The organism is Paenibacillus sp. FSL R5-0923 (genome assembly GCF_038009145.1).
Lineage (GTDB): Bacteria > Bacillota > Bacilli > Paenibacillales > Paenibacillaceae > Paenibacillus_AQ.
The window spans coordinates 210600-236250 of record NZ_JBBPAT010000001.1 but is presented as its reverse complement, the minus strand read 5'-3'; the positions used below and the strand labels follow the sequence as shown (position 1 = coordinate 236250).

The 25651-nt window shown below is 46.2% G+C and carries 15 protein-coding genes, 1 tRNA gene and 2 riboswitches; of the genes, 8 read left to right on the top strand and 8 right to left on the bottom strand.

What is annotated here, in order from left to right; all coding sequences use genetic code 11:
* Positions 1–12: 12 nt before the first annotated feature.
* Entirely contained in the window at positions 13–651 is a 639-nt protein-coding gene (locus tag MKX35_RS01055) for a histidine phosphatase family protein (protein WP_076285207.1), read from the top strand.
* An 84-nt stretch (positions 652–735) separates the two neighbouring features.
* On the opposite strand, the gene MKX35_RS01050 is transcribed toward MKX35_RS01055, so the two are convergent.
* On the bottom strand, positions 736–8556 hold the full coding sequence (locus MKX35_RS01050; RefSeq protein WP_341043717.1) for a 5'-nucleotidase C-terminal domain-containing protein: 7821 nt from the start codon (positions 8554–8556) through the stop codon (positions 736–738).
* A gap of 425 nt (positions 8557–8981) precedes the next feature.
* Entirely contained in the window at positions 8982–10268 is a 1287-nt protein-coding gene (serS, locus tag MKX35_RS01045; RefSeq protein WP_076300125.1) for a serine--tRNA ligase, read from the bottom strand.
* A 147-nt stretch (positions 10269–10415) separates the two neighbouring features.
* Here serS and MKX35_RS01040 point away from each other — a divergent pair, with 147 nt between their 5' ends.
* Together MKX35_RS01040 and ssuE are read left to right on the top strand one after the other, a co-directional pair.
* Complete coding sequence (locus MKX35_RS01040) at positions 10416–10619, top strand: hypothetical protein (RefSeq protein WP_143759521.1); 204 nt, start codon at positions 10416–10418, stop codon at positions 10617–10619.
* 146 nt (positions 10620–10765) lie between these two features.
* On the top strand, positions 10766–11314 hold the full coding sequence (ssuE, locus tag MKX35_RS01035; protein ID WP_042184465.1) for an NADPH-dependent FMN reductase: 549 nt from the start codon (positions 10766–10768) through the stop codon (positions 11312–11314).
* Positions 11315–11485: 171 nt separating this feature from the next.
* Here the strand turns inward: ssuE and MKX35_RS01030 are convergent, their stop codons facing one another.
* The 4 genes from MKX35_RS01030 to MKX35_RS01015 all read right to left on the bottom strand — a co-directional run bounded on the left by MKX35_RS01030 (position 11486) and on the right by MKX35_RS01015 (position 17651).
* The gene (locus tag MKX35_RS01030; RefSeq protein ID WP_036682584.1) at positions 11486–12517 is read right to left on the bottom strand and encodes a ribonucleotide-diphosphate reductase subunit beta; all 1032 of its coding nucleotides are present in this window, start codon (positions 12515–12517) and stop codon (positions 11486–11488) included.
* A 247-nt stretch (positions 12518–12764) separates the two neighbouring features.
* Positions 12765–15098 (bottom strand): ribonucleoside-diphosphate reductase subunit alpha, encoded by a 2334-nt coding sequence (locus MKX35_RS01025; protein WP_042184468.1) that lies wholly within the window; start codon positions 15096–15098, stop codon positions 12765–12767.
* A gap of 55 nt (positions 15099–15153) precedes the next feature.
* Positions 15154–15669 (bottom strand): anaerobic ribonucleoside-triphosphate reductase activating protein, encoded by a 516-nt coding sequence (nrdG, locus tag MKX35_RS01020; protein ID WP_076300126.1) that lies wholly within the window; start codon positions 15667–15669, stop codon positions 15154–15156.
* Positions 15666–17651, bottom strand: a complete 1986-nt coding sequence (locus MKX35_RS01015) for an anaerobic ribonucleoside triphosphate reductase (RefSeq protein ID WP_076285947.1) — start codon at positions 17649–17651, stop codon at positions 15666–15668. The genes nrdG and MKX35_RS01015 overlap by 4 nt, the downstream gene beginning before the upstream one ends.
* A gap of 217 nt (positions 17652–17868) precedes the next feature.
* Positions 17869–18103: riboswitch (cobalamin riboswitch) on the bottom strand.
* A gap of 374 nt (positions 18104–18477) precedes the next feature.
* On the opposite strand from MKX35_RS01015, the gene MKX35_RS01010 reads away from it, so the two are divergent.
* Positions 18478–18786 (top strand): MTH1187 family thiamine-binding protein, encoded by a 309-nt coding sequence (locus MKX35_RS01010; RefSeq protein ID WP_076285946.1) that lies wholly within the window; start codon positions 18478–18480, stop codon positions 18784–18786.
* A gap of 95 nt (positions 18787–18881) precedes the next feature.
* Positions 18882–18953, top strand: a tRNA-Thr gene (locus MKX35_RS01005).
* A 459-nt stretch (positions 18954–19412) separates the two neighbouring features.
* Here MKX35_RS01005 and MKX35_RS01000 read toward each other — a convergent pair.
* Entirely contained in the window at positions 19413–21446 is a 2034-nt protein-coding gene (locus MKX35_RS01000) for a peptidase G2 autoproteolytic cleavage domain-containing protein (RefSeq protein WP_081382971.1), read from the bottom strand.
* Between the two features lie 230 nt (positions 21447–21676).
* On the opposite strand from MKX35_RS01000, the gene MKX35_RS00995 reads away from it, so the two are divergent.
* Both MKX35_RS00995 and MKX35_RS00990 read left to right on the top strand, forming a co-directional pair.
* A complete protein-coding gene (locus tag MKX35_RS00995) occupies positions 21677–21799 on the top strand; it encodes a hypothetical protein (RefSeq protein ID WP_256716360.1) in 123 nt (40 codons plus the stop codon).
* Positions 21800–21914: 115 nt separating this feature from the next.
* Positions 21915–22151, top strand: coding sequence for a hypothetical protein (locus MKX35_RS00990; RefSeq protein ID WP_256716361.1), 237 nt, complete (start codon positions 21915–21917; stop codon positions 22149–22151).
* 255 nt (positions 22152–22406) lie between these two features.
* On the opposite strand, the gene MKX35_RS00985 is transcribed toward MKX35_RS00990, so the two are convergent.
* A complete protein-coding gene (locus MKX35_RS00985; RefSeq protein WP_081382972.1) occupies positions 22407–22799 on the bottom strand; it encodes a hypothetical protein in 393 nt (130 codons plus the stop codon).
* A 491-nt stretch (positions 22800–23290) separates the two neighbouring features.
* Positions 23291–23381: riboswitch (cyclic di-GMP riboswitch) on the top strand.
* Positions 23382–23491: 110 nt separating this feature from the next.
* Here MKX35_RS00985 and MKX35_RS00980 point away from each other — a divergent pair.
* Positions 23492–25576: a choice-of-anchor A family protein gene (locus MKX35_RS00980; RefSeq protein ID WP_341043714.1), complete on the top strand. Its 2085-nt coding sequence runs from the start codon at positions 23492–23494 to the stop codon at positions 25574–25576.
* Positions 25577–25651 lie beyond the last annotated feature (75 nt).

Here is a 25651-nt window from a genome sequence, read left to right as displayed (position 1 = left end):
GAGAAGCAACGGATGAGTACTACAACGATATATCTAACGCGTCATGGACAGACAGAATGGAATGTGCAGAATCGTATGCAAGGTCATATGGATTCTGCGCTGACGACGCTTGGCGTACAACAGGCGGAATGGTTGAGTCGGGGAATGCAGGCTACAAATCTGGATGTCATTTATGCAAGCTCTAGCCCAAGGGCGCTGCGTACAGCTGAAATTATACGCGGAGAGCGGGATGTTCCGCTGAAGATTTCCGATGCATTTAAAGAAATTGGCATGGGCGTATGGGAAGGTAGAGATTCTGCTGAACTGGCAGCCCAGTATTCAGACCAGCATCGTTATTTCTGGAAGGAACCCGACCGGTTTAAAGTGGAGGGCAGCGAGACCTTCGCAGAGGTGCAGACAAGAACACTGGAGAAGCTTCAGGAAATTCTCACTGCCCATCAGGGTGAGACGATTCTTATCGTAACGCATACGGTAGTGATCAAGCTCTTGATGGCTTATTTTGAGGGCAGAGAGTTGCCTAAGCTATGGGATCTGCCTTACATATATCCAACCTGCTTATCCAGGATTGATTTTACGGATGGCGTGCCGGAGATCCTGCTGCACGGGGATACAAGTCATTATGAAGAGAATGAGGCTGGGATGGAATCCTAGAGGTTATATGAAAAAGAGGCGGTTCCTCGAGTGCATTATGCACCCTAGGAACCGCCTTTTTGTCCTCAGAGCTGTGGGCCTTTATTAATTGATGAACTGAAGAGATTTCAAGGTCTTCTCCAGCATCGTAACGGCTTCAGCACGAGTTGCCAGCTTTTGTGGAGCAAAGGAACCGTCTTTCGCTCCTTGAATGATGCCCTCAGCAGCGATTTCTGCTACTGCTGCTTGGGACCAAGCAGGAATGCTTGCTGCGTCACTGAATTTAGCTAGTGCTGCAGGATCGGCATTTAAGGTTTTGCCCGTGTACTTGATGGCTTTAGCTAATACAGAGGCCATTTCTTGCCGAGTGATCGGGCTACCTGGCTTAAAGCTGCCATCGGTATAACCAGAAATCAATTCGGCTTCTGCAGCAGTGCGAATAGCATCAGCATACCATGCGTTTGGATTTACATCCTTAAAAGTTGTCTCGCCACCCGTTGTCACAAGTCCAAGAGAACGCGTAATTAATGCTGCGAACTCAGCCCGTGTGATCGACTGTGAAGGAGAGAATGTATCGCTATTGGTTCCACTAACGATCAGTTTGGAAGCTAACAGATCAATGGACGCTTTAGCCCAGTGTCCGCTAATATCTCCGAACGTTTTGGAAGATTTAACAACGGTGTAATAGCTGTTGCTGTTCCGTTTAATCGTAACATCTGTTGTTCCATTAGCCTTAGGGGCAAATATCGCAGGCACGAAGGAAATCTTGCCTGTAGCAGGATCGAAGACGACTGCCGTTGCGTTATTTGAATTTAAGGAAGTAGGTACATTGATCGTCCGATTAACATAAGTACTGCCGAAGTTGTTCAGCGGTACACGCTTAGATCCGGCTACTGCTGAAACACTAAATTCGATTACTGGAGCAGCTAAAGTAGCATTACCTAGCTGTGAAGCGATAGCTTGGTTTGTGCTGCTTAGCGTTTTCGAATCCGCTAATAGAATGGATACTGTAATTGTAAAGTCGCTGGTGCCTAATTGAGCGGCAAGCGATACACTGTTTACAACACTGAGCGGCAAGGAATACGAAGCGCCATCAGTAGTAAGGGTAAGAATGGTGTTAGGCTGTGCAGCAGCTTGTTTTACAAGCACACTGCCTGGGAGTTCTACTTGAGCGCCGCCAGTAGTCGCTTTAACCGGAATAACCAGTTCATGTTTACCAGTTGGCAGTTCAGCAAGTTGTTTGGTCAGATCAGCAGCATCAATTGTTGTTACTTGCGGTGCAGCCGTTGGTGCTGTTGTTGCAGTAGGTGTTGGTGCTACTGTTGCTGTTGATGTTGGAACTGTTGGTGATGTTGGAACTGTTGGTGATGTTGGCACCGGTGTTGGCACTGGTGTTGGGGTTATCTCCGGCAATGGTGCACCCTTCAGATCCACAATCCGGCCCTCAACAGCGGAAGTGTTCGCAGTGACATTTCCAATCTTCTGAAGATACTTCGTAAATACATCAAAGTCTGGCAGGTACAGTAGATTCACGCGACCTTCTTTATAGGCCTTTTCAAGTGAAGTGTAGAAATCTCCACCCTTAGCTGTGAAAGCATTAGTAGCTACTTCATAAGATGCTTTTAGATCTAGAGGAACATATTTATCTCCGTTCTTCACTTCAATACGTAATACGCGTTCGTTCACAGGCTTCGTAGAGTCATAGTAGAATTTCAACCCTGCAACGTGTGGGAAACGTCCGTCTGCTGCTGGAGTTTTGGAAACCCCATTCTCCATTGCATCCTTAATTTCTTGTCCGGTCAAAGTGATCGTAACCAGATCGTTATTGAATGGTAGTACTCCGAGTACTTCACCTTGTGTAATGGGTCCTTCATTAATGGATTCGCGAATACCGCCACCATTTTGCAGGGCGATTACCGCATTAGTGCCAGCTTTCTTGGCTGCAAAAAGCATACCATCGGCAATCAGATTACCAAGGTTAGTTTCCTTTGTACGAACATTATCACGAACGCCGTTTAGAACAACCTCTGAGTTTCCTACTACCTCATTGCTCAGTTCTAGAATACCTGGCTTATAGTCGGTATCCAGGATCTTTTTAGCTTCAGGATCCTCTGCGATAACATAGTTAGCGCCGTTCTTAGCGTCGATGGAGATTAATTGGTCTTTCCAATCTGTCAGTACGCCATCTTTGTTAAATTTAACTTCAAGCTGACCAAGGAAGAGTCCTTTTTCACCAGTTTGTACAATAAGCTTCGGTGCATTAGGATCGCTGTTATCTACAACCGCTTGATCTAATTGCGTATGGCTGTGACCACCGACAATAATATCAATACCGTTAACCGCTTTGGCTAACTTGAGATCCTCTTCGTAGCCAAGGTGTGAGAGAACAATAATCTTGTTAATCTTTTCTTTTTGCAGCATAGCGACAGTTTCTGTTGCCTTCACTACAGCATTCTCAAAAGTTACTTTACCTGGTGAAGCAATGTTGGCAGTATCTTCTGTCGTCAGACCAATGATACCAACCTGTTCTCCGTCAACTTCTTTGATTAGAGCAGGGTAGATGGTTGCCGCATTACCCGAACGACCGATTTCATTGGTAAACATTTTGCTTAGCGTATCATCTGCAGAGAAATTCACATTGGATGAGACAAAAGGGAACTTAGCGTTGCCGATGAATTTGGAAAGCACTTCAGAACTTTCACCATTTTTATCAAATTCATGGTTCCCGAAAGTCATAGCATCATATTGAACCAGATTCATAAAGGTCAGTTCTGCTTGACCCAGATACTTGTTGAAGTAGAGTGTTCCGGAGAACACATCACCCGCATCGAGAAGAATAGGGTTTTCTGTAGTCGCCTTAGCAGTTTTGATTGCTGTTACACGGCGCAAGATGTTGTTTGGTGAGCTTACAGTATCTAATCCTGCATGCGTATCGTTGGTGTGTAGAACTGTTAATGGGAAGTCTTCAGTTGTCTCCGGCAGTGGTGCACCTTTCAGATCCACAATCCGGCCCTCAACAGCGGAAGTGTTCGCAGTGACAGTTCCAACTTCTTTAAGATACTTCGTAAATACATCAAAGTCCGGCAGGTACAGCAGATTCACACGGCCTTCTTTATAGGCCTTCTCAAGGGAAGTATAAAAATCTCCACCTTTAGCTGTGAAAGCATTAGTAGCTACTTCATAAGATGCTTTTAGATCTAGAGGAACGTATTTGTCTCCGTTCTTCACTTCGATACGTAATACACGTTCGTTCACAGGCTTCGTAGAGTCATAGTAGAATTTCAACCCTGCAACGTGTGGGAAACGTCCGTCTGCTGCTGGAGTTTTGGAAACCCCATTCTCCATTGCATCCTTAATTTCTTGTCCGGTCAAAGTGATCGTAACCAGATCGTTGTTGAAAGGAAGTACTCCGAGTACTTCACCTTGTGTAATGGGTCCTTCATTAATGGATTCGCGAATACCGCCACCATTTTGCAGGGCGATTACGGCAGTAGTGCCAGCTTTCTTGGCTGCAAAAAGCATACCATCGGCAATCAGATTACCAAGGTTAGTTTCCTTTGTACGAACATTATCACGAACGCCGTTTAGAACAACCTCTGAGTTTCCTACTACCTCATTGCTCAGTTCTAGAATACCTGGCTTATAGTCGGTATCCAGGATCTTTTTAGCTTCAGGATCCTCTGCGATAACATAGTTAGCGCCGTTCTTAGCGTCGATGGAGATTAATTGGTCTTTCCAATCTGTCAGTACGCCATCTTTGTTAAATTTAACTTCAAGTTGACCAAGGAAGAGTCCTTTTTCACCAGTTTGTACAATAAGCTTCGGTGCATTAGGATCGCTGTTATCTACAACCGCTTGATCTAATTGCGTATGGCTGTGACCACCGACAATAATATCAATGCCATTAACCGCTTTGGCTAACTTGAGATCCTCTTCGTAGCCAAGGTGTGAGAGAACAATAATCTTGTTAATCTTTTCTTTTTGCAGCATAGCGACAGTTTCTGTTGCCTTCACTACAGCATTCTCAAAAGTTACTTTACCTGGTGAAGCAATGTTGGCAGTATCTTCTGTCGTCAGACCAATGATACCAACCTGTTCTCCGTCAACTTCTTTGATTAGAGCAGGGTAGATGGTTGCCGCATTACCCGAACGACCGATTTCATTGGTAAACATTTTGCTTAGCGTATCATCTGCAGAGAAATTCACATTGGATGAGACAAAAGGGAACTTAGCGTTGCCGATAAATTTGGAAAGGGTATCAGAATCTTTATCAAATTCATGATTACCGAAAGTCATAGCGTCATATTTGACCAGATTCATAAAGGCCAGATCTGCTTGACCCAGATACTTGTTGAAGTAGAGTGTTCCGGAGAACACATCACCCGCATCGAGAAGAATAGGGTTTTCTGTAGTCGCCTTAGCAGTTTTGATTGCTGTTACACGGCGCAAGATGTTGTTTGGTGAGCTTACAGTATCTAATCCTGCATGCGTATCGTTGGTGTGTAGAACTGTTAATGGAAAATCTTCAGCAGTACTAAAATCAATCTGTGCTACAACCGCATCATGATCGGATACCCGACCTTTCGATGGAGAGAAGTCGGCATTTAGATGGACGACATCTACTTTGGAAGAAGCCGTTAGATTTTTACTGACAAGAATATGATCCAGTACTTGAGAGTTTCCGTCATAGGTGTACGTATACTGCTCATTTAAAGGCAATGTGTCGATCAAATTGTCCAGCTCTGTACCTTTTAAAATAGTTGCAGTTTTAGTGAATTGGAAATCATTCAAATCGCCAAGAGCTACGACGTTGGCTTCAGGATTAGCAGTCAGAACCTCTTTGACAAATCCGTTTACGACCGCCGCAATTTTATGACGTTGTGTTTCACTGGACAATACCGGTGGCTGAACGTTCCCGAAAGGACCATTATCGCCGCCTTTTGAATTGAAATGGTTTGCGATCACGATCACTTTTTCGCCACCGAAAATAAATTGTGCAGCAAGTGGTTTACGTGAACTAGCAAATGCAGCATTCGTTGGATCAATTCGTCCCGGATTGTAGGTCAGCTTGTCTGTCGCTGCATCATAAGCAACGGATTGCGTAGATGTACCTTTTTGACCGTTTACACTATCCGCAAGCTGTACTCTTGCTGGATTGTACAAGAAGCCTACGCGAATGTTTCCGCCTGGAGCTCCGCCATCCTGATTGTTGACTGGAGCGATGTCTGTGTATTTATATACAGGACCGCCTGCAGTTTCAATAGCCTTAATCAGTTCGTCAGCACTTGCTTCAGTGATTCCATTGTTGGTTTCACCATTGCTATCCTGCATTTCGACCACGCCGATAATGTCAGGCTTTTTCATATTATTCGTGATGGAGTCGGCAAGTTTCTGGATTTTTGTTGTTCCGACGCCTGGGTAGAAGTTCTCAATGTTGTATGAAGCGATTAATAGCTTGTCCTCATTAACCTCAAGAGTAGTTGTTTCTTGTTTAAAAGTACTTGGGGTAATGGTTGGCAGCTTACCGTTCTCCGGAATTACTTTGAAATTGCCATTGTTGTATCCGATGACCCCTGTAACATCTCCAGCGAACTTATCTCCGGTGATGACTTCTTGACCCGGATTTCCATAAGCAATGATAAGGCGCTGAGGATTGAATTGGTTATATTCTTTTAGAACTAGTCCACCAGCTGGTGTGATGACATCAGGAGTATCATTTTCTACTCTTGTAGGGATGTTATAAAGCATGGAATTTCCGCTACCACTTGTCCAGTAAGGACTAATAATCGTAGGGGTAGGGAGTTTTACAAGCATACCTTCTAACGATTCATAAAAATCTATGGCATCTTCACTAGGTTCAAAATCAGCCATGCTGTCATTATCAATGATGGAAGAAGGAATAGCTCTTCCACCTTTGCCAAGTACGATAGGTTCAGGCACAGTATAACTAGAAGAGGAATCTACTGTTAGTGATGTCATATTAATTTGAGTGGAGGTTAGATTGCTCGCACTTCCTTCGTTATACTCGGAAACGACTCCATTAACGCGCACTAAATCTCCAACTTTAGGTTTAAGGGATGCATTTGTGCTGTAAACGAAAATACCTTCCGATGTGTTCACATTATTGTCCGGCTGAGGGTCCTGCATAAAGAAACCTCTATAAGCGCCAGTTGCGAATGTGTATCCGTATTGGGTAACGATACCTTCTACGTCAGTAACGTTCTGACCTACATACTCAGAGGCATGAGATTCTCCTTGAATATCATGTATACGAGGGAGATCAGAAGCTTTATAAGCAAAGGTATACACCTTACTTGTCTTACCATCTGCTACGACAATTGCATTAATGGTAAGATCTTTACTAACTGTAATTGGATCTGAATAAAGCTTGCTTGCTGCTGTCGGTTCAGTTCCATCGGTCGTGTAATGAATTTGTGCTCCAAGGGTAGGGCTGGATAGGGTCACAGCACTTCCTTTAATGATGCGACCTGCACCAGGGCTCGCCATTACGGAAAAGGTTTCTTCCACCAAAGCGTTTTCGTTAAGTGGAATGAATTGATAAGTTGTATTATATTGCTCGATAACCCCAGTGATACTATCAAAGGTTGCACCCTTTACTAGTTTAGGCAGGGTTGAGAAAATTGTGAATTGTTGTCCGCCTTGACTTGCAGTCACTGTATTTCCATTTACATTATCTATAGTGACATTATTCATAGTTACCAGTTGAGCTTCATGGTTTTCTCCGTTCGCTGCAGACAAGTCGGTTGCTGTAATCAATTTAGGTGCGGGTACACCTACATCACTCGCAACGACAGAGTATTGAAGTCCGCTTTGGAGTTTGAGCTCTTGCAGGTTGCTGTAGATATCCATCTCGCCACTAACTGCAACACGATCTCCAACGTTTGCGAACTCTGGGAATCCATAAAGTACGATCCCGCCGGTTCCATCCTGAATATACATTTTTGCTGCGTTAATGTGAGTTACGATACCTTCTGTTGAAATATTCTGACCTTTATTACCAAGGCGTGCTGTTGCGACGTCTGTTTTGGTCAAAATCGTGTAGTCAAAAGTCGTTATTGCGCTGTTTGGCATATTCGATTCTGAAGCATACGCTTTAATCGTAGTGTCCTCAGTTAAGGTAATAGGCCCTGTGTAAGGTTGGAAATCAGTTGAACCACCTGATCCATAAACAGCTGAATAGACGGATGCTCCAACTGTCGGAGAGTTCAGAGAAATTTCAGTGCCTACCGGCCAGGCATTAGCGGCTGGTGAAGCTACTACGGAGCTAGCTGTCTCTGGTGCTTTACCATAACTACTATTGCGTGGACTTGCTGCTTGAACAACAAAATCCGCAACGTTGTTATCCGTATCTAGACCACGGCTATCAGCTGGTGCACCAGCTGCAGCTTTACGAATAGCGGCTGTTGCGTTGGTGAGAGCAGGTGTTGGAGTTCCCTCAACACCTGTAGCTGTACCATAGCCAACTAAATCTATCGTATTATTCGATGGGTCAACCAAGTCGACTTTACCGTTTGTCCCACTCATAGCTAGGATACCTGCGGCATCAGGAGTAGGTAGTGCAGCAGTTCCTCCTGTTCCAGCAGCCTCTTGGACGAGGTAGTATCCATTTGCAGGAATAGTTCCTGTTAATTCTGTTCCGCTGCTAAAGGTTCCAGTTGCGGAAGTATACCGAACTTTCCATCCAGTCAAGACTACTGGTTTGTTGGTAGGATTGTATAATTCAATAAAATCATTCTTAAACTCTGCTCCGCTGTTTCCACCACCGCCATAGACTTGTGAGATAACAATATTGCTATTATCCGGTGCTGCCTCGGCAGTCTGAATAGCTGGTAGCACACTGCCGACAAGCATTAACATTGCCAGTCCACTAGCCCACCATTTCCTTACTCTTGAAGAAATAATCATTTGGATAAGTATTCTCCCCTCAAATCTTTTATTAGAAACCTACTAAATCTTATCATTCAAATGTAAAATGAAAGGTTGGTTTGCATCAATATAAATTAAAGGTTCTATAAATTAAAATAAAAAGTTATTGTTTTCGCATAAGAATAGGGGCTGAAAATAGTGCATAAATACAATAATCCTTAAAATCTAGTGTTTATTGGATGATGAATAGTCCCATATATGAATTAATTTTTATAGTTGAATTATCAAAGGATTACAACAAATGTATTCTATACTTCTGTTAAATTTTACATTTGAATAACAATAGAGAAGGAGTTATTGGGCTCGACTATTTGGGAGGTCTTAGAACAAAAAAATGCCCATTCAGCTTCTTGTTGAGAAGTGAATAGGCATTATTTATTTTAAATTTACTTGGATAAAACAGACTACTGTTGTGGAAGTTCTAGCCGCTCTAATCCGTCCATATATTTGCGCAGCGCCTGAGGAATGTAGATAGAACCATCCTCTTGCTGGTGATTCTCCAGCAGCGGGATCAGAATTCTTGGCGTAGCCACTGCGGTGTTATTTAAGGTGTGGCAGTATTGTAAGCGACCGTCCGCATCCCGATAACGGATGCCCGAACGGCGAGCTTGGAAATCGAGTAGATTAGAAGCCGAATGGGTCTCACCGTATGCGCCTCTGCTAGGCATCCATGTCTCGATGTCATACTGCTTATGCGTCTTCAGGGACATATCCCCTGTGCAGACAGCCATGACTCGATAGGGGAGCTCTAAGAGCTGAAGAATGTGCTCGGCATTTGCGAGGATCTCGTGAAGCATATGGTCCGAGACACCTTCGTCATTTCGGCATAAGATGACTTGCTCAATCTTCGAGAACTGATGTACGCGGTACAGCCCGCGCACATCTCGCCCCGCTGATCCAACTTCACGGCGGAAGCAAGTCGACATTCCGGCTAGTCGCATGGGTGTGTCAAGCTCTACAATCTCATCACTGTAGAGTGAAACTAGCGACACTTCAGATGTGCCTACCAGCCAGCGATTATCTCCGCTGAGCTCGTACGTCTGATCCATCCCACCCGGGAAGAATCCGGTTCGCTCCAACGCTTCAGGGCGGACAATCACAGGAACATCCATCACGGTGAATCCGCGTGCAGTGAGCACATCTAGGGCAAGTCTTTGTACAGCGAGATGTAACATCAGGCCGGCTCCTTTGAGCACATAGCTGCGAGGACCGCCTGCTTTGATGCCACGGGGAATATCAATAATATCGTGGAGTTCACCTAGCTCCACATGATCACGAGGCGCAAAGCCGAATTCCGGCACCGCTCCGTTCAACCGCAGTTCTACATTATCGTTATCATCGTGGCCGATGGGTGTATCCTGCGACACCGGATTCGGTGCGAGCAGCATGAGCTCTCTACAGCGGCGTTCAGCCTCGTTCAGATCAGCTTCCAGCAGGCTCAGCCGATGATTGAGTTCTCGTACCTGTGCTTTGACGATCTCTCCAGCAGGGCGGTCACCCTGCCGTAATAATCGTTCAACCTCTTTGGTTAGCCCATTACGTTCGGCTCTCATTTGTTCTGTTTCTTGTCGCAGGCCCCGGCGCTTCTCATCCCAATCCAGCAATTCATCCAGTGGGAAGTCGATTCTTTTCCAGGTAGCAGTGTTTCTTACAAGCTCTTGATTATCCTTGATCCAGTTCATTTCCAGCATCTCGCTCGCTCCTTTTTGTTTAAAAGATAAGAAAGTGTAAGTTTCACACTTCACTTTATCCTTCTAGTTCTCGCACAAACACTTACCGTCCTTATAAGGACGCCGAAGGTATTTATGCTTGAAAAAACGCAAAAAACGCCCTCATCCATGGGACGAGGAGCGTCAGCTCGCGGTGCCACCCAGGTTGATCGAATCTCCTTAACAGCAGGAAAGAATTCGACCCTCTTTGGTCTTCGCGGTAACGGGCGAAACCCGGTGAACTTAGGGAGTCATTATAGGCTCCGGTCGCAGACGCCTCACGGTTGGATGCCGATCATTGGCCTGATTGTTGGATTTAATATTGTTGCTTAGTATATCGCAAGAGTGGGATGAGCGCAAGCGTTTATGGTTTGACAATAATATCTAATCTGCGATAGGATTAATATTAATTTAAAGTATTCCTGTCGGGATAAATACTTGCAGTGTGAGCTGCTTAATAGGATGAAAGAGGTGGAGAAGTGGCTAAAATTGTTGTGATTAACGGAACGCCTTCCTTGGTATCGCGCATCAATGCAGTTATAGAGTATGCGGAGGCAAGCTTAACGGATCAGGGCTTTGAGGTTGAGCGTATTAACGTAGCAGAGCTGCCAGCGGAAGATTTGATTCATACCAAGTTTGAGAGTGATTCTATCGTCAAAGCGAACGGCCTTGTAGCCGAAGCGGATGCGGTAATCGTGGTTAGCCCGGTTTATAAAGCCTCTTATACAGGCGTGCTCAAGACCTTCTTGGATCTAGTTCCACAAAAGGGATTGGCCGGCAAAATCGTACTCCCGCTCTTCATGGGTGGCAGTCTTGCACATCTACTTACGATTGATTATGCTTTGAAACCTGTGTTGTCTGTACTCGGTGCACGTTACATTCTTGGTGGAGTGTATGCCGTGGATTCTCAGGTGGTTCGTAATGATCACGGAGTGGTAGAGCTTGCTGAGGAGCTGAAGCTGCGACTGAATGATGCTTTAGCTGAGCTGGCAGAAGAAACTACACATCGTGTGGAACGCAAGGCTTAAGACTAAGTAGCAAGCATTCTGTTTCGGATGGATTCATACCAACTATATAAGCGTCTCATTCATACCTGATCCAAGGGGTGAAGGGACGCTTTTTGCTATAGCAAAAAGGCCATCTCACTGTGAAAGTAGAGAATGGCCTCTTTTTTATATAGGGTTCGTTATAATCCGGTCTTACAAATCGTCGAATCCGTTATCGTCGCCAACCTTACCGTAGTTACGGGACTTAGCTTCGAAGAAGTCGGTTTTGGTGGCATTAAGCGCATCATCGGAGAAAGGTTTGATCCAAGGCATGCAGTTAACATCAACGCCTTGGTAGGCTTTTTCCATACCCATCAAGGTTAAGCGCTTGTTCGCTGTATATTTGATGTAGTCACTAAGCTCGTTAAGATCAATACCGCGGACATTAGTAAGGGTGTAGTAAGCCCAGTTGGTTTCAAGTTCTACCGCGCGGTCGATCGTACGATACACGTAATCCATGTTCTCTTTAGTGTTCAACTCAGGGAAATCTACAAGCAGCTGCTTAAATACTTCTGCGAAGAAATAGCAGTGCTGGTTCTCGTCACGTTGGATATAAGAGATCATTTGGCTGGTCGCCATCATCTTCTGGTCACGGGCCAGATTGTAGAAGAAGGCGAAGGTGCTGTAGAAGAAAATTCCTTCCAAGATGAGATCCGCTACCAGCGCATGGAAAAAGGTCTGTCTCGTAGGGTTATCACGGAACTCTTGATAAATATCAGAGATAAACTGATTGCGTTCCAGCAGGACAGGGTCTTTTTTCCAATATTCAAAAATTTCTTTCTGCTCACTTTCCGACACGATTGAGGAAAGAACATAGGAATAGGATTGGTTATGCACCACTTCTTGTTGTCCGATAATGGCAGAGATAGCTTCTAGAGAAGAGTCAGTAAAATAACGCTTCACGTCGCTTACGAACATCGTCTGCATCGAGTCTAACACGGCGAGTAGAGAGATGTTGATCTTAAATACGCGTTGCTCCTCTGCATCGAGCATAGGGAATTGTTGCGCATCTTTGGACATTGGGATTTCATCCGCGATCCAGTGATTCAGCAGCAGCACCTTGTACAGCTTGTACATATGCGGCATGCGGATATCGTTCCAGTTCAGAATACCGGAGCACTCACCGTCGATGATGCGTGTGGATTGGTTGGGTGCTTCAGTGTTAAAAATCTTTTGTAGTTGCATTTATTTTCCCTCCATTTTTTTGCGCGGGTAATCTTTCTTTGGTGTCTTGTTCATAGAAAGGCGGTGATGGAGTAACGGAGAGGAAGTTTGGAGCTGTAGGAGCGTCAGCGACCGCCTTTGTCATCGGATGTCATCCGCTAATAGCGGTAAAGATCAAGACATCTGATGACAACAGCGGCCGGAAGCCCAAACATTCCTCGCAGTTACGAAATTCATCATCGTTTTTCTATTCAGGGCACTAAGATAATTAGCTAGCGCAAGAATCACACTCTTCTATTGTCAAAGCACGGCTACGCACATAATAAGTTGATTTCAATCCGCCCTTCCAGGCGTTCAGATGCAGCTCAAGGAACTCGGTAGCCTTGATGTCAGGACGAACATACAGGTTGAAGCTTTGGCCTTGATCGACGTGACGCTGACGAGCAGAAGCCATGCGGATCGACCAGTTTTGGTCAATTGTAAACGCAGTTTTATAGTACCAAATCGTCTTGTCGGACAGATCCGGTGCTGGGTTAGCGATCTTGTAAGTTGTTTTCTCTTCATAGGAAAGCAGTTCATACAAAGGATCAATGCTGGCTGTGGAGCCGGCAATAATCGATGTGGAGCCGTTCGGTGCAATCGCGAACATCCATGCGTTACGAACACCGTCTTTAGCCACTTCTTCTTGCAGCTCGCGCCATTGTTCAGTGGTTACATATTTACCTTCTTGTTCACCGCTAACGTAGCCACGTGAAGTAAAGTATGCACCTGTCTCCCAATCGGAACCGGCGAACTTCGGATAACGGCCTTTTTCACGGGCAAGCTCCATGCTCGAACGTACCAACAGGTAGTTGATGTGTTCATACAAATGGTTGTTATATTCTACGGCTTCATCAGATTCCCAACGAATGCCCTTGAGTGCCAATAGGTGATGCAAGCCGAATGTGCCGAGACCCACTGCGCGGTATTGGCTGTTCGTGTATTGTGCTTGCAGAACTTCAATATTATTAATGTCGATTACGTTGTCCAGCATACGTACTTGGATAGGTACAAGTCTTTCCAGCACACCAGCTGGAATCGCACGTGCCAAGTGAATCGAATTCAGGTTGCAGACTACGAAATCGCCAGGGATTTTGGAGATAACAATCCGGGTCTTGCCATCTTTGGTTACTAATTCTTCCTGTTCAATAACGGTAGCGGATTGATTCTGCATAATTTCTGTGCACAGGTTGGAAGAGAAGACCATACCTTGGTGACGGTTCGGGTTCGTCCGGTTAACCGTATCACGGTAGAACATATATGGAGTACCTGTTTCAAGCTGTGATTTCATAATCCGTTTCATGATGTCGATCGCAGGAACGGTAATACGGGACAATTCCAAATTGGCTGTAGCTTCAGCATATTTTTCACGGAAAGTGCCTTTACCAAGCTCTTCATCGTAGAAGTCTTCCAGACCAAGCGGACGACCGTTCTCATCCGTCCAGCCCATAACCTTCTTCACTTCATGTGGGCAGAAGAGGTTCCAGTGGCTGCGTGATTCAACGGCTTCCATGAACAAGTCCGGCAGGGTTACACCGTGGAATACGTCATGTGCACGCATACGCTCGTCACCATTATTTAGTTTAAGATCGAGGAAAGCGAGAATATCTTTATGGAATACATCAAGGTAGACAGCGACAGCACCTTTACGTGTTCCGAGCTGGTCTACACTGACTGCTGTATTGTTCAATTGGCGAATCCAAGGAATTACGCCGGAGCTAGTGTTCTTATGGCCACGGATATCCGAACCACGTGCCCGTACTTTACCAAGGTAGACGCCGATACCGCCACCCATTTTGCTAAGGCGCGCTACGTCTGTATTAGAGTCAAAGATACCCTCTAGGGAATCGTCTACCGTATCAATGAAGCAGCTGGATAGCTGTCCAGCGACCTTTTTGCCGGCATTGGACATTGTAGGGGTAGCAGCTGTCATGTAGATGTTGCTCATAGCCCAGTAAGCTTCTTTTACAAGCTCAAGACGTTTCTCAGCTGGTTCACGGTGCATCAGGTACATAGCAATAATCATATAACGTTCTTGTGGAAGCTCCATTACACGGCCGTCAAAATCATGCGCCAAATAACGGTCGGATAGCGTAAGCAGACCGATATAGTCAAACAAAAGATCGCGTGTATAATCGATACACCCACCTAGTTCGATAATTTGTTCTTTGGTGTAATGACTTAGAAGCTCTTCACGATAGATTCCTTTTTTTACGAGATCCGTAATTAGCGGGTACAGCTCACCGTAAGGCTCTTCTGGATAAGCTTTATAGCGGCGATGAACGGCTGCTTTTTTATAAAGGGTAGTCAGAAGGGCACGGGCAGCTGCAAACTTCCAAGTAGGCTCTTCTTTCGTTACAAGCTCTAGAGCACTCATGGTGAAGGCATTGCTAATTTCTTCTCCGCTTACGGAGTCACGACGCAGTTTGGAAATTACTCCCCGCAGCAATGTTTCTTTATTTAGTTGATCAAGACCTTCTAAGATACGGTCGGCGTATACGGAAAGGCGCTTCTCATCAAAAGCCAGTTGGCGATTATCTGGTTTTACTACGAATTGTGGCATGGTTATTTCATCCCTTCTTATTTTGGATTAATTTTGAATATCAAAAATTGATATATTATAGCGCAGTAGGCTGCCACAGAAAGACCTCCGAGCCGTTCGTACTGGCCGGAATGTCGATTATGCGTTGGTTAGAGCTTCCTCGGTAAGGAAGTGTAGTATCTTTCAATTCTTCTATAAAACGTCCATCTATTAATACCTGACACTGTGTAAGTAGATTCCACTCCGGCGAACCGGGAAGGGCGGTTAGTTCCTCATACGTATAACCACTGTAAATCCAGATGGGGAAGCCAGGGAGCACGGCGCGAAGCTCATGAATGAACCCAAGTACCTCTTCTGCCGAGAAAAAAGGATCGCCGCCTGCCAGTGTTAGACCATCCAGCAAAGGGTTAGCGGCGATTTCTGCAATGATTTCATGTTGACGTTCTAAGGTGAAGAATTCTCCATATTTAAAGTTCCATGTCTCGGGATTAAAGCATCCCGGGCAACGATGACGGCAGCCGCTGATGAAGAGGACGGCCCGCATGCCCTCTCCCTCGTTAATCGACTCCGGATAGTATCCGCAAATATTCATAAATGCTTAACGCGATCCCGTACTTCGGCTTGTTTGGCGGCATTGAAGCGGGTCTGATAGTCGCCAGTTAAATAACCTGTAACTCTGCGCAAACGACGGATGTGCACGTCATTCTCATGTGCGTTGCAGGAAGGACAGTTTGTCCCAATTACACCTTCGTATCCGCAGCTGGAGCAGCGGTCAATCGGATGGTTAATGCTGAAGTAGCTGACCTGTTGTTCTAGTGCATATTTAATGATTTTGATAAAAGCAGATGGATTGCTGCGGGCATTGCCATTTAATTCGACATAAGAAATAGCCCCGGCATTGCAGTATTCATGGAAAGGAGCTTCCAAGCTGATCTTCTGAGCAGCACCTAGATCGTAGTATACAGGGATGTGGAAAGAGTTCGTATAATACTCACGGTCAGTTACGCCCGGAATAGAACCCAGTACCTTGCGATCAATCTTGGTGAATTTGCCGGACAGGCCCTCTGCTGGTGTTGCGAACAAGGTAATGTTGAGATTAAGTTCCTCACTTTTAAGGTCGCAATACTCCCGCATGTGACGCACGATAGCCACAGCCTTGGCATGGACTTCCATATCCTCGCCATGGTGTTTGCCATACATGGCTTTCATGCATTCCGCCATACCGATGAAGCCAAGCGACAGACTACCATGCTTCAGCAGTTCGCCTACAGAGTCTTCAGGAGCGAGATTTTCGCCGCCTTCCCAGACGCCTTCTCGCATCATGAAATCGGATGCTTTAGCTTTTTGCGCGCTTTGGATGTGGAAACGATGAAGAAGTCCTTCCAGCGCAATATCCATATAGTGATTTAGATCCTCATAGAAGCCAGCTTCGTCTGCGACGGTACGTCGGCCTGTTACTGTGCCGTGTGCCAGACCGAGACGAACCAGATTCAGTGTATTAAAGGAAAGGTTGCCCTTCCCGGAGCAATGATTACGCCCAAAACGGTCACCGAGCACTCGGGTGCGGCAGCCCATTGTAGCAAATTCCGTATCAGGATCACTTGGATCATAATACTGCAAGTTGAGCGGAGCGTCCAGATTAGCGAAGTTCGGATATAGTCTGCGTGCAGAACATTCCGCCGCTTTTAGGAACAATTCATAGTTAGGATCGCCTTGCTGTTGATTGACTCCTTGCTTGCATTTGAAGATTTGAATCGGGAACACAGGTGTTTCTCCGCTGCCAAGTCCGTTCATCGTTGCTGTTAGCAGGGAGCTGATCACAAGCTGACCTTCTGGTGAAGTACAAGTACCATAATTGATGCTGGTAAACGGAATTTGCCCACCGGATCGGCTGGACATGGTATTGAGGTTATGTACCATACTTTCAGCCGCTTGCAGGGTTTCGATTTCGGTTTCCTTTAGTGCAAAACGAAACGCTTTTGGATATAACTCCGCCAGATCGGTCCGACTCATTGTAATCTCGCCCAAAGAATCATTAGCTTGTCCCTCATCAAAATAATCCAGACCCTTGCGGAACAGCTTAGCGAAGGATTTGGTTACATAAGGTGCTAGATCATAGTCGAGCTTATTGGCGGATACGCCGCCATATTGAGCATTTTGCTGGGATTGAAAAATAATTGCTACCAGTGACATAGCTGTCATTATGGAGTTCGGAGGACGAACACTGCCGTTGCCGGTGTTGAAGCCTTCGCGGAGAAGCTTATCAAACGGGATAAAAATGCAGTTAGTCGTTCCGATTGCGTATTGATCCAGATCATGCACATAGACGACATTGTCATCAATGGCTTGCACTAGCTGCGGTGGCATCGTAAAGTTGCGGGCGTACCATTTTGAATATTCACTGCCGAACTTGCTCATTTTACCGGAGAAACTCTCTCCGTTCAAATTGGCATTCTCGCGCAGCAAGTCCAAATCCCGGCTGTCGATAATATCGCGTCCTAAATCAATGAGCTCTTCTAAAAGAACTTCTCGTGCATTTGTTGTACCGTTAAATTGTCTCTCCAACAACGTCATTGTATAGCTCTCCTCTCAGTCTATCGTCCTATCATTAAGAAGTGGTGCCGCATAAGCGGCCGTATATTCATTGTGATCTCATAAAAAAAGCATCCTCTAGCGAGGATGGCAGAAAATGCCCGATGCGTTATGTAAATATCCACACAGATATTTGTAGTGGCCTCTAAGAAGATGACCGCATGCGGACACCGTTCCTGTTCCTCGCAGGCACTCATAGTTGGTGTCGTCGAAACAGGCAGGTCTCCTGGCTTCCGTAGGACCTCTCAGCGCCTTCCCAAGGGGGCTCTTACCCCTCAGTGGCTTCTGCCAGGAGATCTGCCCATCTTAAGCTTCTAAAAGCTTGTAAGGGGCATCCGGTTACAGTGGCGGGACCGCAGCGGATTTTCACCGTACTTCCCTATTAAGCTCTAATTCCGATAAAGGATCAAAGCGCCTGTCTCCACTATATTTTGTTGTCGTTAGATAAAAATAACCCAAGATGTTGTGTTTGTAAACAGTTTTTTAGAAAACCCGCGCGGGGAGCGGGTTCTTCAAAAGTACTCCACAAATGATCCACAGGCTGTCCATAAGTAATCCACAATTGATCCACAGGCATATAAAAAATGATTCATAAATTGTCCGAAAAGATGCCACAAAGAGTCCATAAATGTAGTGCAGATGACCCTAGAATTCATGTTAGAAAAAATACTTGTGGCGAAAGTCATATTTCGGAGAATTTTGGGGAAAGAAGAAGGGGCATAATAAAGCTGAGATCATTTGTGGGAGAGCGGTGGAGTTGTTACAATAGAAGGAGACACATACTTTAAAATTCCGAGGAGGTATTCTCATGCCTATTGCTGAAGTAACCGTTATTCCGATTGGAACAGGTAGTACGAGCCTTAGCAGCTACGTTGCGGATATGCAGCGAGTGCTGAAGACGGTAGAAGGGATTACTTATGAGCTTACATCCATGGGTACAATCATCGAAGGGCCTCTTCAGCGTATTTTTGCTGCAGTCGAAGCGCTGCACGAGTCTCCTTTTGCCGCAGGTGCAGAGCGTGTCTCTACCTCACTTAAAATAGACGACCGCCGCGATAAACCCTCCACTAGCCGTGGAAAGCTGGAGTCTGTGGAGCGTAAACTACAGGTGGAATAGCAGTTTGGGAGAGTAGGGAAATAGGGAGAAATAGGCTTGCGTTTCTGGCTGAAAGTTGTATAATATTTTTTGTTTGACAGAAAAATCAGCCTTAAGCTGGTGTAGCTCAGGGGTAGAGCAACGCACTCGTAATGCGTAGGCCGGGGGTTCAATTCCCTTCACCAGCATCCAAAAAAAACATACGTGGCGCGGATTCTTGGAATTTCGAGGGGCGCGCTTTTTTTAATTGTTCTACCCTTTATTTGAATAAAGAGTTTTCTGGGGGATAAGTATAAAATTCTGAAGAGTGGTGCGGACTTCCTGACTGACGCACTCGTCCAATCCAAGGACTCGGTATGGTACAGGGAAGAGCCGAATTTCATCAAGATTGAAGACGGCGTTTTCGTCCGGCAGAGATTTGAATTTAGAGCATACATAAAATAATCCGCCGAGCATGAGCTTGGCGGATTATTGCTGCTTCATTTGAAAACTCTCTACACACTGGACTCTAGAGCATACCGGTGATTTGGTCCAGCTTTCCGTTCTTACCTTCTTTCAGGCCCCCAAGCAACAGCCAGTTTCTCGCATGCCGAAGGGGGAAACAAAAGATCAATGGAGCAGGCTTCTTTCTCGCGACAATGACGTGATTACTTTTTGCTCCAGGCCTCATTTATGAAAATAAGCACTTGGTTGGGGCCAGTTCTCTTCATCACTCTAAAGCCCGTTGTGGAAACGGTCCCTATGCCTTGAGCGTTCGGAAAACAGTATCCGCCGGGACTGCAAGTTCCGTCGTCCCGAACTCGCAGTTTCCCAACTATTCCAACAGGCACCCATTCTGGACGGTCAAGGCGTGACACATATTCAGCTGTAGGATCCCAGGCCGGATTGAGGACCGGCTCCGATTTGGTGAAGGCCAAACGGGTTACGGTGCCATCAGGCTCCTTCAGTTCTGGGATAACCACCTCGTGGTATTGGATTCTCCCCCATTCATCTTTAAGGAACAGATCGTGCCAGCGCAAATCACTTGCATCTGCGATCATTGCCGGCGTTGCGCTTACGACACCAAGAATGTATTCATCTTCAGCGGTAGCCTTGCGGATCATCTCTCCTTCGCCATGGAAAGTTACGAAATATCCGACGTCAATCGGAAGTCCGTCAGAAGTCTCGAACATTTCTGCATAATCCGCAGCTGCAGGAGATATCACTGCACCATCGAGAAACAGATTTCCGGTCGATCCTTGAAGCACAGCGGCATTAAGCGTTGGACCGACAACTAGGCCGTTGGCCAGATGCCAGGATAAGGGGAACCGGGTAGCCCCGTTCGTGCCCATGATATGTGACCCGAAATGGTTCGCCACATTGTTTAATCCTTCGACATGAGATAAATCAGCAACAGAGATATTCTGCTGGCCTTCAACGTGTGAGACGGCACCACCTGCTGTATTGTTGCTTCCTTCCACGTGAGATATATTTCCGTTGGCTGTATTTAATTGTCCTTCGGCATGCGAAATGGGACCGCTGGCAACATTAATCGCCCCTTCAGCATGGGTCATGTTATTGGTGGCTCGGGTTCGAAAGCCTTCCGCATGTGAATTTAGTCCCGATGCTTCAGTACCTTGGCCTTCGGCATGGGAAGATGGACCACTCGCGATCGAGTCCATCCCCTCCGCATGGGCGGAATCGTTCGCCGCCCGAGTGCGACGACCTTCCGCATGAGAGGCGGATCCGATAGCGGTGGTCGAATTACCCTCGGCATGTGAACCGAAACCATCAGCAATACTCCCAATCCCTTCTGCATGCGCGGCGCTATCGTTTGCCTGAGTGCTAAAGCCTTCCGCATGGGCAGCGGTTTTGGTAGCGGCGGTGAAGTTGCCTTCAGCATGTGAACCGACACCGCTGGCAATACTCTCAATCCCTTCTGCATGCGCGGCGTCCTCGCTTGCCTCGGTTAAAAAGCCTTCCGCATGGGCGGCGCCTCCGGTAGCGGTGGTTCTGCTGCCCTCGGCATGTGAACCGATACCGCTGGCAATACTCTCAATCCCTTCCGCATGGGCGGCGTTCTCATTTGCCTGGGTTTCCTTTCCTTCGGCATGGGAGGATTGACCTCTTGCGATCGAGAGTGTGCCCTCGGCATGGGCGGCATCGTTCGCTGCCTGAGTGCGATAGCCTTCCGCATGAGAGGCGGATCCGGTAGCGGCGGTCGAGTTGCCCTCGGCATGGGCGGTATCAATACCGGAAAATGTATTGAATCCTTCACTGTGCGATGCTGGACCGTTCGCCTGAGTTTGTATACCCTCCGCATGGGCTGAAGCACCTCGTGCGATGGTCAGCGACCCTTCCACATGAGAAGCTTCGTTTACTGCCTGAGTGCGGAAGCCCTCGGCATGAGCGGCGCCGCCGATAGCTACAGTAGAGCTTCCTTCCGCATGAGAAGCCGGACCGTATGCGGAAGTATCTGCTCCTTCTGTATGTGACAGGTGACCATTTGCCTGAGTGAGTAAGCCTTCGGCATGGGAAGCAAATCCTCTTGATATAGTCAATGTTCCTTCAGTGTGGGAAGTATCGCCGACAGCCTGCGTTCTAAAGCCTTCTGCGTGTGACGCCACTCCCGTTGCTGCAGTTGAATTGCCTTCAGCTGTTGAACAGGGAGCGTAAGCATTTGTATTACAACCGTTTGACATGTTCCATCTCCTCTCCTTGGATACATCACTATATTATGGATGAAATAGTTTCTAAGAAAGGGACATACTGCTAAATTTTTATATATACGCAATAGTTTGATAGAATGAATATCATTCCACCATTTCTTCTACCATCATGAGGAACTTTACAAAACCTTATAGAACCTTATAATGAGCAACAAAACTGTACCATACAGAACTTTGTAGAATATGCTGGGGGAACACTCGTAATGCGTAGTCCGGGGGCAATTCCATTCACCGGCATTCTTACAATGCTTATACAGCCGGTATTCCGGGAATTCGGAGACCGCGCTTTTCTGTATCTTCTGGATGGATTGAAGGGATGGGTATGATGCGATGTTTAACGATACGACAGCCTTGGGCAAAGTTGATTGCTCTTGGTGAAAAACAATTCGAAGCTCGGTCAAGGAGATTAGCCTACCGTGGAGCGTCGGGGATTCATGCCAGATGAGTATAGATAAGAAAATATGGGAACAGGAACCGTTCAAATCGATATTGGCGAAGCATGGTCATACAGCGAATAATTTGCCGACAGGAGCTATTATTGCGACAGGTCAGCTCACGGGGTGTTATGAGGTTCCACCGGTACTGGAGCTGAGGGAATGGATAAGGGGAACGAATATGATTTTGGTGACTATAGTGATGGCCGCTTTGCTTGGAAGCTTGAGAATGATCTTCCGCTGAGTTATCCTATCCCGGCTAAAGGTAGATTAAGCTTATGGGAGCATCCGGATCTAGCCTAAGCGACGAATTGAAGTTTTTTAATGTAATTTTCATGTGAGCATCATCTTATTTTCAGGTTCAAGGTATATATTGAAGACACCAAACACCCCCCAGTGTTTTGTGGTATAAATCTCTCAGGTCTTGCCAACTCCCATGGTAAGGCCTATTTTTTTGTTCGCTAATTAAATGGGGGAGGGGGGCAGCTTCTTCGCTACTTCACTTAATCTGATACTGCTCTTCATAGCTCTTAAAAGATGAAATATCCAGACCGAGATATCTGCGCATATGAATGGCAGCTTGGGCAGCGACAATGTCGTTTAACAGCAGCATTCGTTCATGGTAGCCACGACATATAAATTTGGCTTCTATCCCCGTGTTAAGTCTGTTCTGCTCATAAACCTTGATTCCCCGTTTTCTCATCTCTGAACGAACATCTCTTAGATCTGTTGTAGCAACTGCTGCGGCTGTTTCAAGAACCTCCAGATAGGGGGTGGGTGTTCGTAAATGTGCAGATAGAATGGTGGAGTCCCGTTCGAAAGCTGATAAAATCATCGGAAGCAATAAATAAGATTTCACCAGCATGTTGTCCCTGCTTTCAGCTCTATTCATGAATCTCATCACCTCTAATGGGAACGTATATTCGTATTCTACCCCGATATTCCAAAAATAATCAATGGTATTTCTAAACAGCTAGTCCAATGTGATTGAATTCACAACTAAATTAGAAAGAATAAAATATATTAAAATTGTAATAATAAAAAATAATGCTTCAGACTTATATAAAGGGAGAATTAGGATGAATGAGGAAGGAAGTCTCCGCCGTGGAATGGTATTTGGTTTGATTCTAAGTATTCCATTATGGATATCGATATTAGGTTGGATAAAGTTACTTTAAAATTAAAGGAAAACCTTTGTGTGAAGCGCCTTTAGGCGCTTTTTTTGTGCTTGCTTACGCGTATGAATATCAAAAGGAATTGATTGACAATTGTGGGGATGGAGCGCTAAACTATTATTAGTTCAAAAGTATTAAAAGTCATAGACGATTATTTAATAGGATGCTTAAAATGCTAGTTCTAATCTGCAAGTCAATACATATATTATCATGATAATAGCAAACCGCCTGAAAGGGTGGGACGCAAAGTCCAGGAGTCTAAAGTGTCTTAAATGCGCTATGACCGTCCGACTGCCATGAGAAGGGAATTCCACTTCTTTTTTGGCGGTCTTTTTTGTTGTTAGGTCCTTTAGAGTTTCTGGTAATTATTCTGATTGAATATAAATCATAGATTTAGGAGGTGTGCTTTTTGAAAAGAAGAATGAAACCGCTGCTAGCACTAATATTAGCGGGGATTTTGACAGTAGGTAGTGGTCTTTCTGGAGGTCATTTGGTAAATGCGGCTGGGGAGGTGCTTCCCTATACTCCTACACCTGTGTTAGGTATTGCAGGGAATTTTAATACTTTTATTTTTGGCGATTTCAAACAATCTAATGATCAGGTTCATGGGCGCCTTGCGGCCAAAGGTAATATTACTTTGCAGAATTACGGCGTATCCAAGGATAATCCAGGTGGAGATGTTCTTATTGCTGGTAATGACATCAGTTTTACTAATGGGACTGTTCATGGAGCATCCGTTTATGGTGGTGTTTTTTCCAGCAACGGTGTAGATCTTAAAGAACCAGCGAGAAAAGGGACTCCTATTGATTTTGATGCTGAAGAGCAATTTCTTATTGGACGTTCTAATGAATTCTCTTCGCTTGCTACAATAGGAACTTTCAAAAAGGAATATGGGAAAATAACGATTGATGCTCCGGAACCATTTAACGTTCTTAATCTTAGTGCTGCCGATTTCGCTGGTGCTAATGGCTTACAGTTTAATATTGCAAATAGCGCCACAGTTATCATTAACGTTAGCGGAAGTTCAGTTAACATTCCAAGCTTTCAAATCTGGGGAGGTAGCCCTAACAAGGTATTATTTAATTTTTATGAAGCTAGCACTGTTGATATTGGAAGTTTAACAATAGAAGGAACTATCCTAGCTCCGCTTGCAAAAGTAACTTATAATTCCGGTGAACTGCATGGGACGCTGATTGCAAAGGGATTTGCTGGTGGGGTGCAGATGCATTGGTATCCATATGGAGGGGAAGAACCACCTCCGACACCAACGCCGACCGTGACACCAACACCGACGCCGACCGTGACACCAACACCGACGCCGACCGTGACACCAACACCGACGCCGACCGTGACACCAACACCGACACCAACCGTGACACCAACACCGACGCCGACCGTGACGCCAACACCGACGCCGACCGTGACGCCAACACCGACGCCGACCGTGACACCAACACCAACGCCGACCGTGACGCCTACGCCGTGCGTGACACCGACACCGAAGCCAACACACACACCAAAGCCAACACCAACGCCGAAGCCAACACACACACCAAAGCCAACACCGACACCGAAGCCGACACACACACCAAAGCCAACACCGACACCGAAGCCAACGCACACACCAAAGCCAACACACACACCAAAGCCAACACCAACGCCGATCGTGACGCCAACACCAACGCCGACCGTGACGCCAACACCAACGCCGACCGTGACGCCAACACCAACGCCGACCGTGACGCCAACACCAACGCCGACCGTGACGCCAACACCAACGCCGACCGTGACGCCAACACCAACGCCGATCGTGACACCAACACCAACGCCGACCGTGACGCCAACACCAACGCCGACCGTGACGCCAACACCAACGCCGACCGTGACACCAACACCAACGCCGACCGTGACACCAACGCCGACCGTGACACCAACACCAACGCCGACCGTGACACCAACACCAACGCCGACCGTGACACCAACACCAACGCCGATCGTGACACCAACGCCAACGCCGATCGTGACACCAACGCCGACACCGTCGCCGGAAGTAACGCCAACACCGTCGCCGGAAGTAACGCCAACACCGACACCGTCGTCGGAAGTGACGCCAACACCGACGCCGGAGCCTCCGGTGTTCCCGACACCAACACCATCATTTGTAATTGGTACTATCGTTGTTAATGATGATCCTGTGCCGCTGGGCCCTGTAGCTTCGTCGACTCCAGCACCAGTACCAACACCAACACCGTCGAGCAATACAGAGGTACTTGTTGATGAGGAGGAGATTCCATTAGGACCAGTATTGACAGTAACACCAACGCCGTCACCAGAGGATATTGCTGTAGTGGATGATACAATCCCGCTAGGTAATCCACCTGTGGATGAACTTCCAAAAACGGGAGAATCAAGTTCAGTCCCTTATTATGTAACTGGTCTAGGTTTTGCACTTATTGGATTGCTAATGAGAAATAGATTCTCGAGCAAGAAATAATAAACGGTGATTGTAGCTTGAATACAAGTTATGCCGTGAAGAATAGTAAAGCCGCTTTCGGGACATATTCCGATG

Coding starts and splice junctions, on each gene's coding strand:
- MKX35_RS01055 (WP_076285207.1), top strand. CDS start 13: ATGAGTACTACAACGATATATCTAACGCGTCATGGACAGACAGAATGG.
- MKX35_RS01050 (WP_341043717.1), bottom strand. CDS start 8,556: ATGATTATTTCTTCAAGAGTAAGGAAATGGTGGGCTAGTGGACTGGCA.
- serS (WP_076300125.1), bottom strand. CDS start 10,268: ATGCTGGAAATGAACTGGATCAAGGATAATCAAGAGCTTGTAAGAAAC.
- MKX35_RS01040 (WP_143759521.1), top strand. CDS start 10,416: ATGGGACGAGGAGCGTCAGCTCGCGGTGCCACCCAGGTTGATCGAATC.
- MKX35_RS01030 (WP_036682584.1), bottom strand. CDS start 12,517: ATGCAACTACAAAAGATTTTTAACACTGAAGCACCCAACCAATCCACA.
- MKX35_RS01025 (WP_042184468.1), bottom strand. CDS start 15,098: ATGCCACAATTCGTAGTAAAACCAGATAATCGCCAACTGGCTTTTGAT.
- nrdG (WP_076300126.1), bottom strand. CDS start 15,669: ATGAATATTTGCGGATACTATCCGGAGTCGATTAACGAGGGAGAGGGC.
- MKX35_RS01015 (WP_076285947.1), bottom strand. CDS start 17,651: ATGACGTTGTTGGAGAGACAATTTAACGGTACAACAAATGCACGAGAA.
- MKX35_RS01010 (WP_076285946.1), top strand. CDS start 18,478: ATGCCTATTGCTGAAGTAACCGTTATTCCGATTGGAACAGGTAGTACG.
- MKX35_RS01000 (WP_081382971.1), bottom strand. CDS start 21,446: ATGTCAAACGGTTGTAATACAAATGCTTACGCTCCCTGTTCAACAGCT.
- MKX35_RS00995 (WP_256716360.1), top strand. CDS start 21,677: ATGCGTAGTCCGGGGGCAATTCCATTCACCGGCATTCTTACAATGCTT.
- MKX35_RS00990 (WP_256716361.1), top strand. CDS start 21,915: ATGAGTATAGATAAGAAAATATGGGAACAGGAACCGTTCAAATCGATA.
- MKX35_RS00985 (WP_081382972.1), bottom strand. CDS start 22,799: ATGAATAGAGCTGAAAGCAGGGACAACATGCTGGTGAAATCTTATTTA.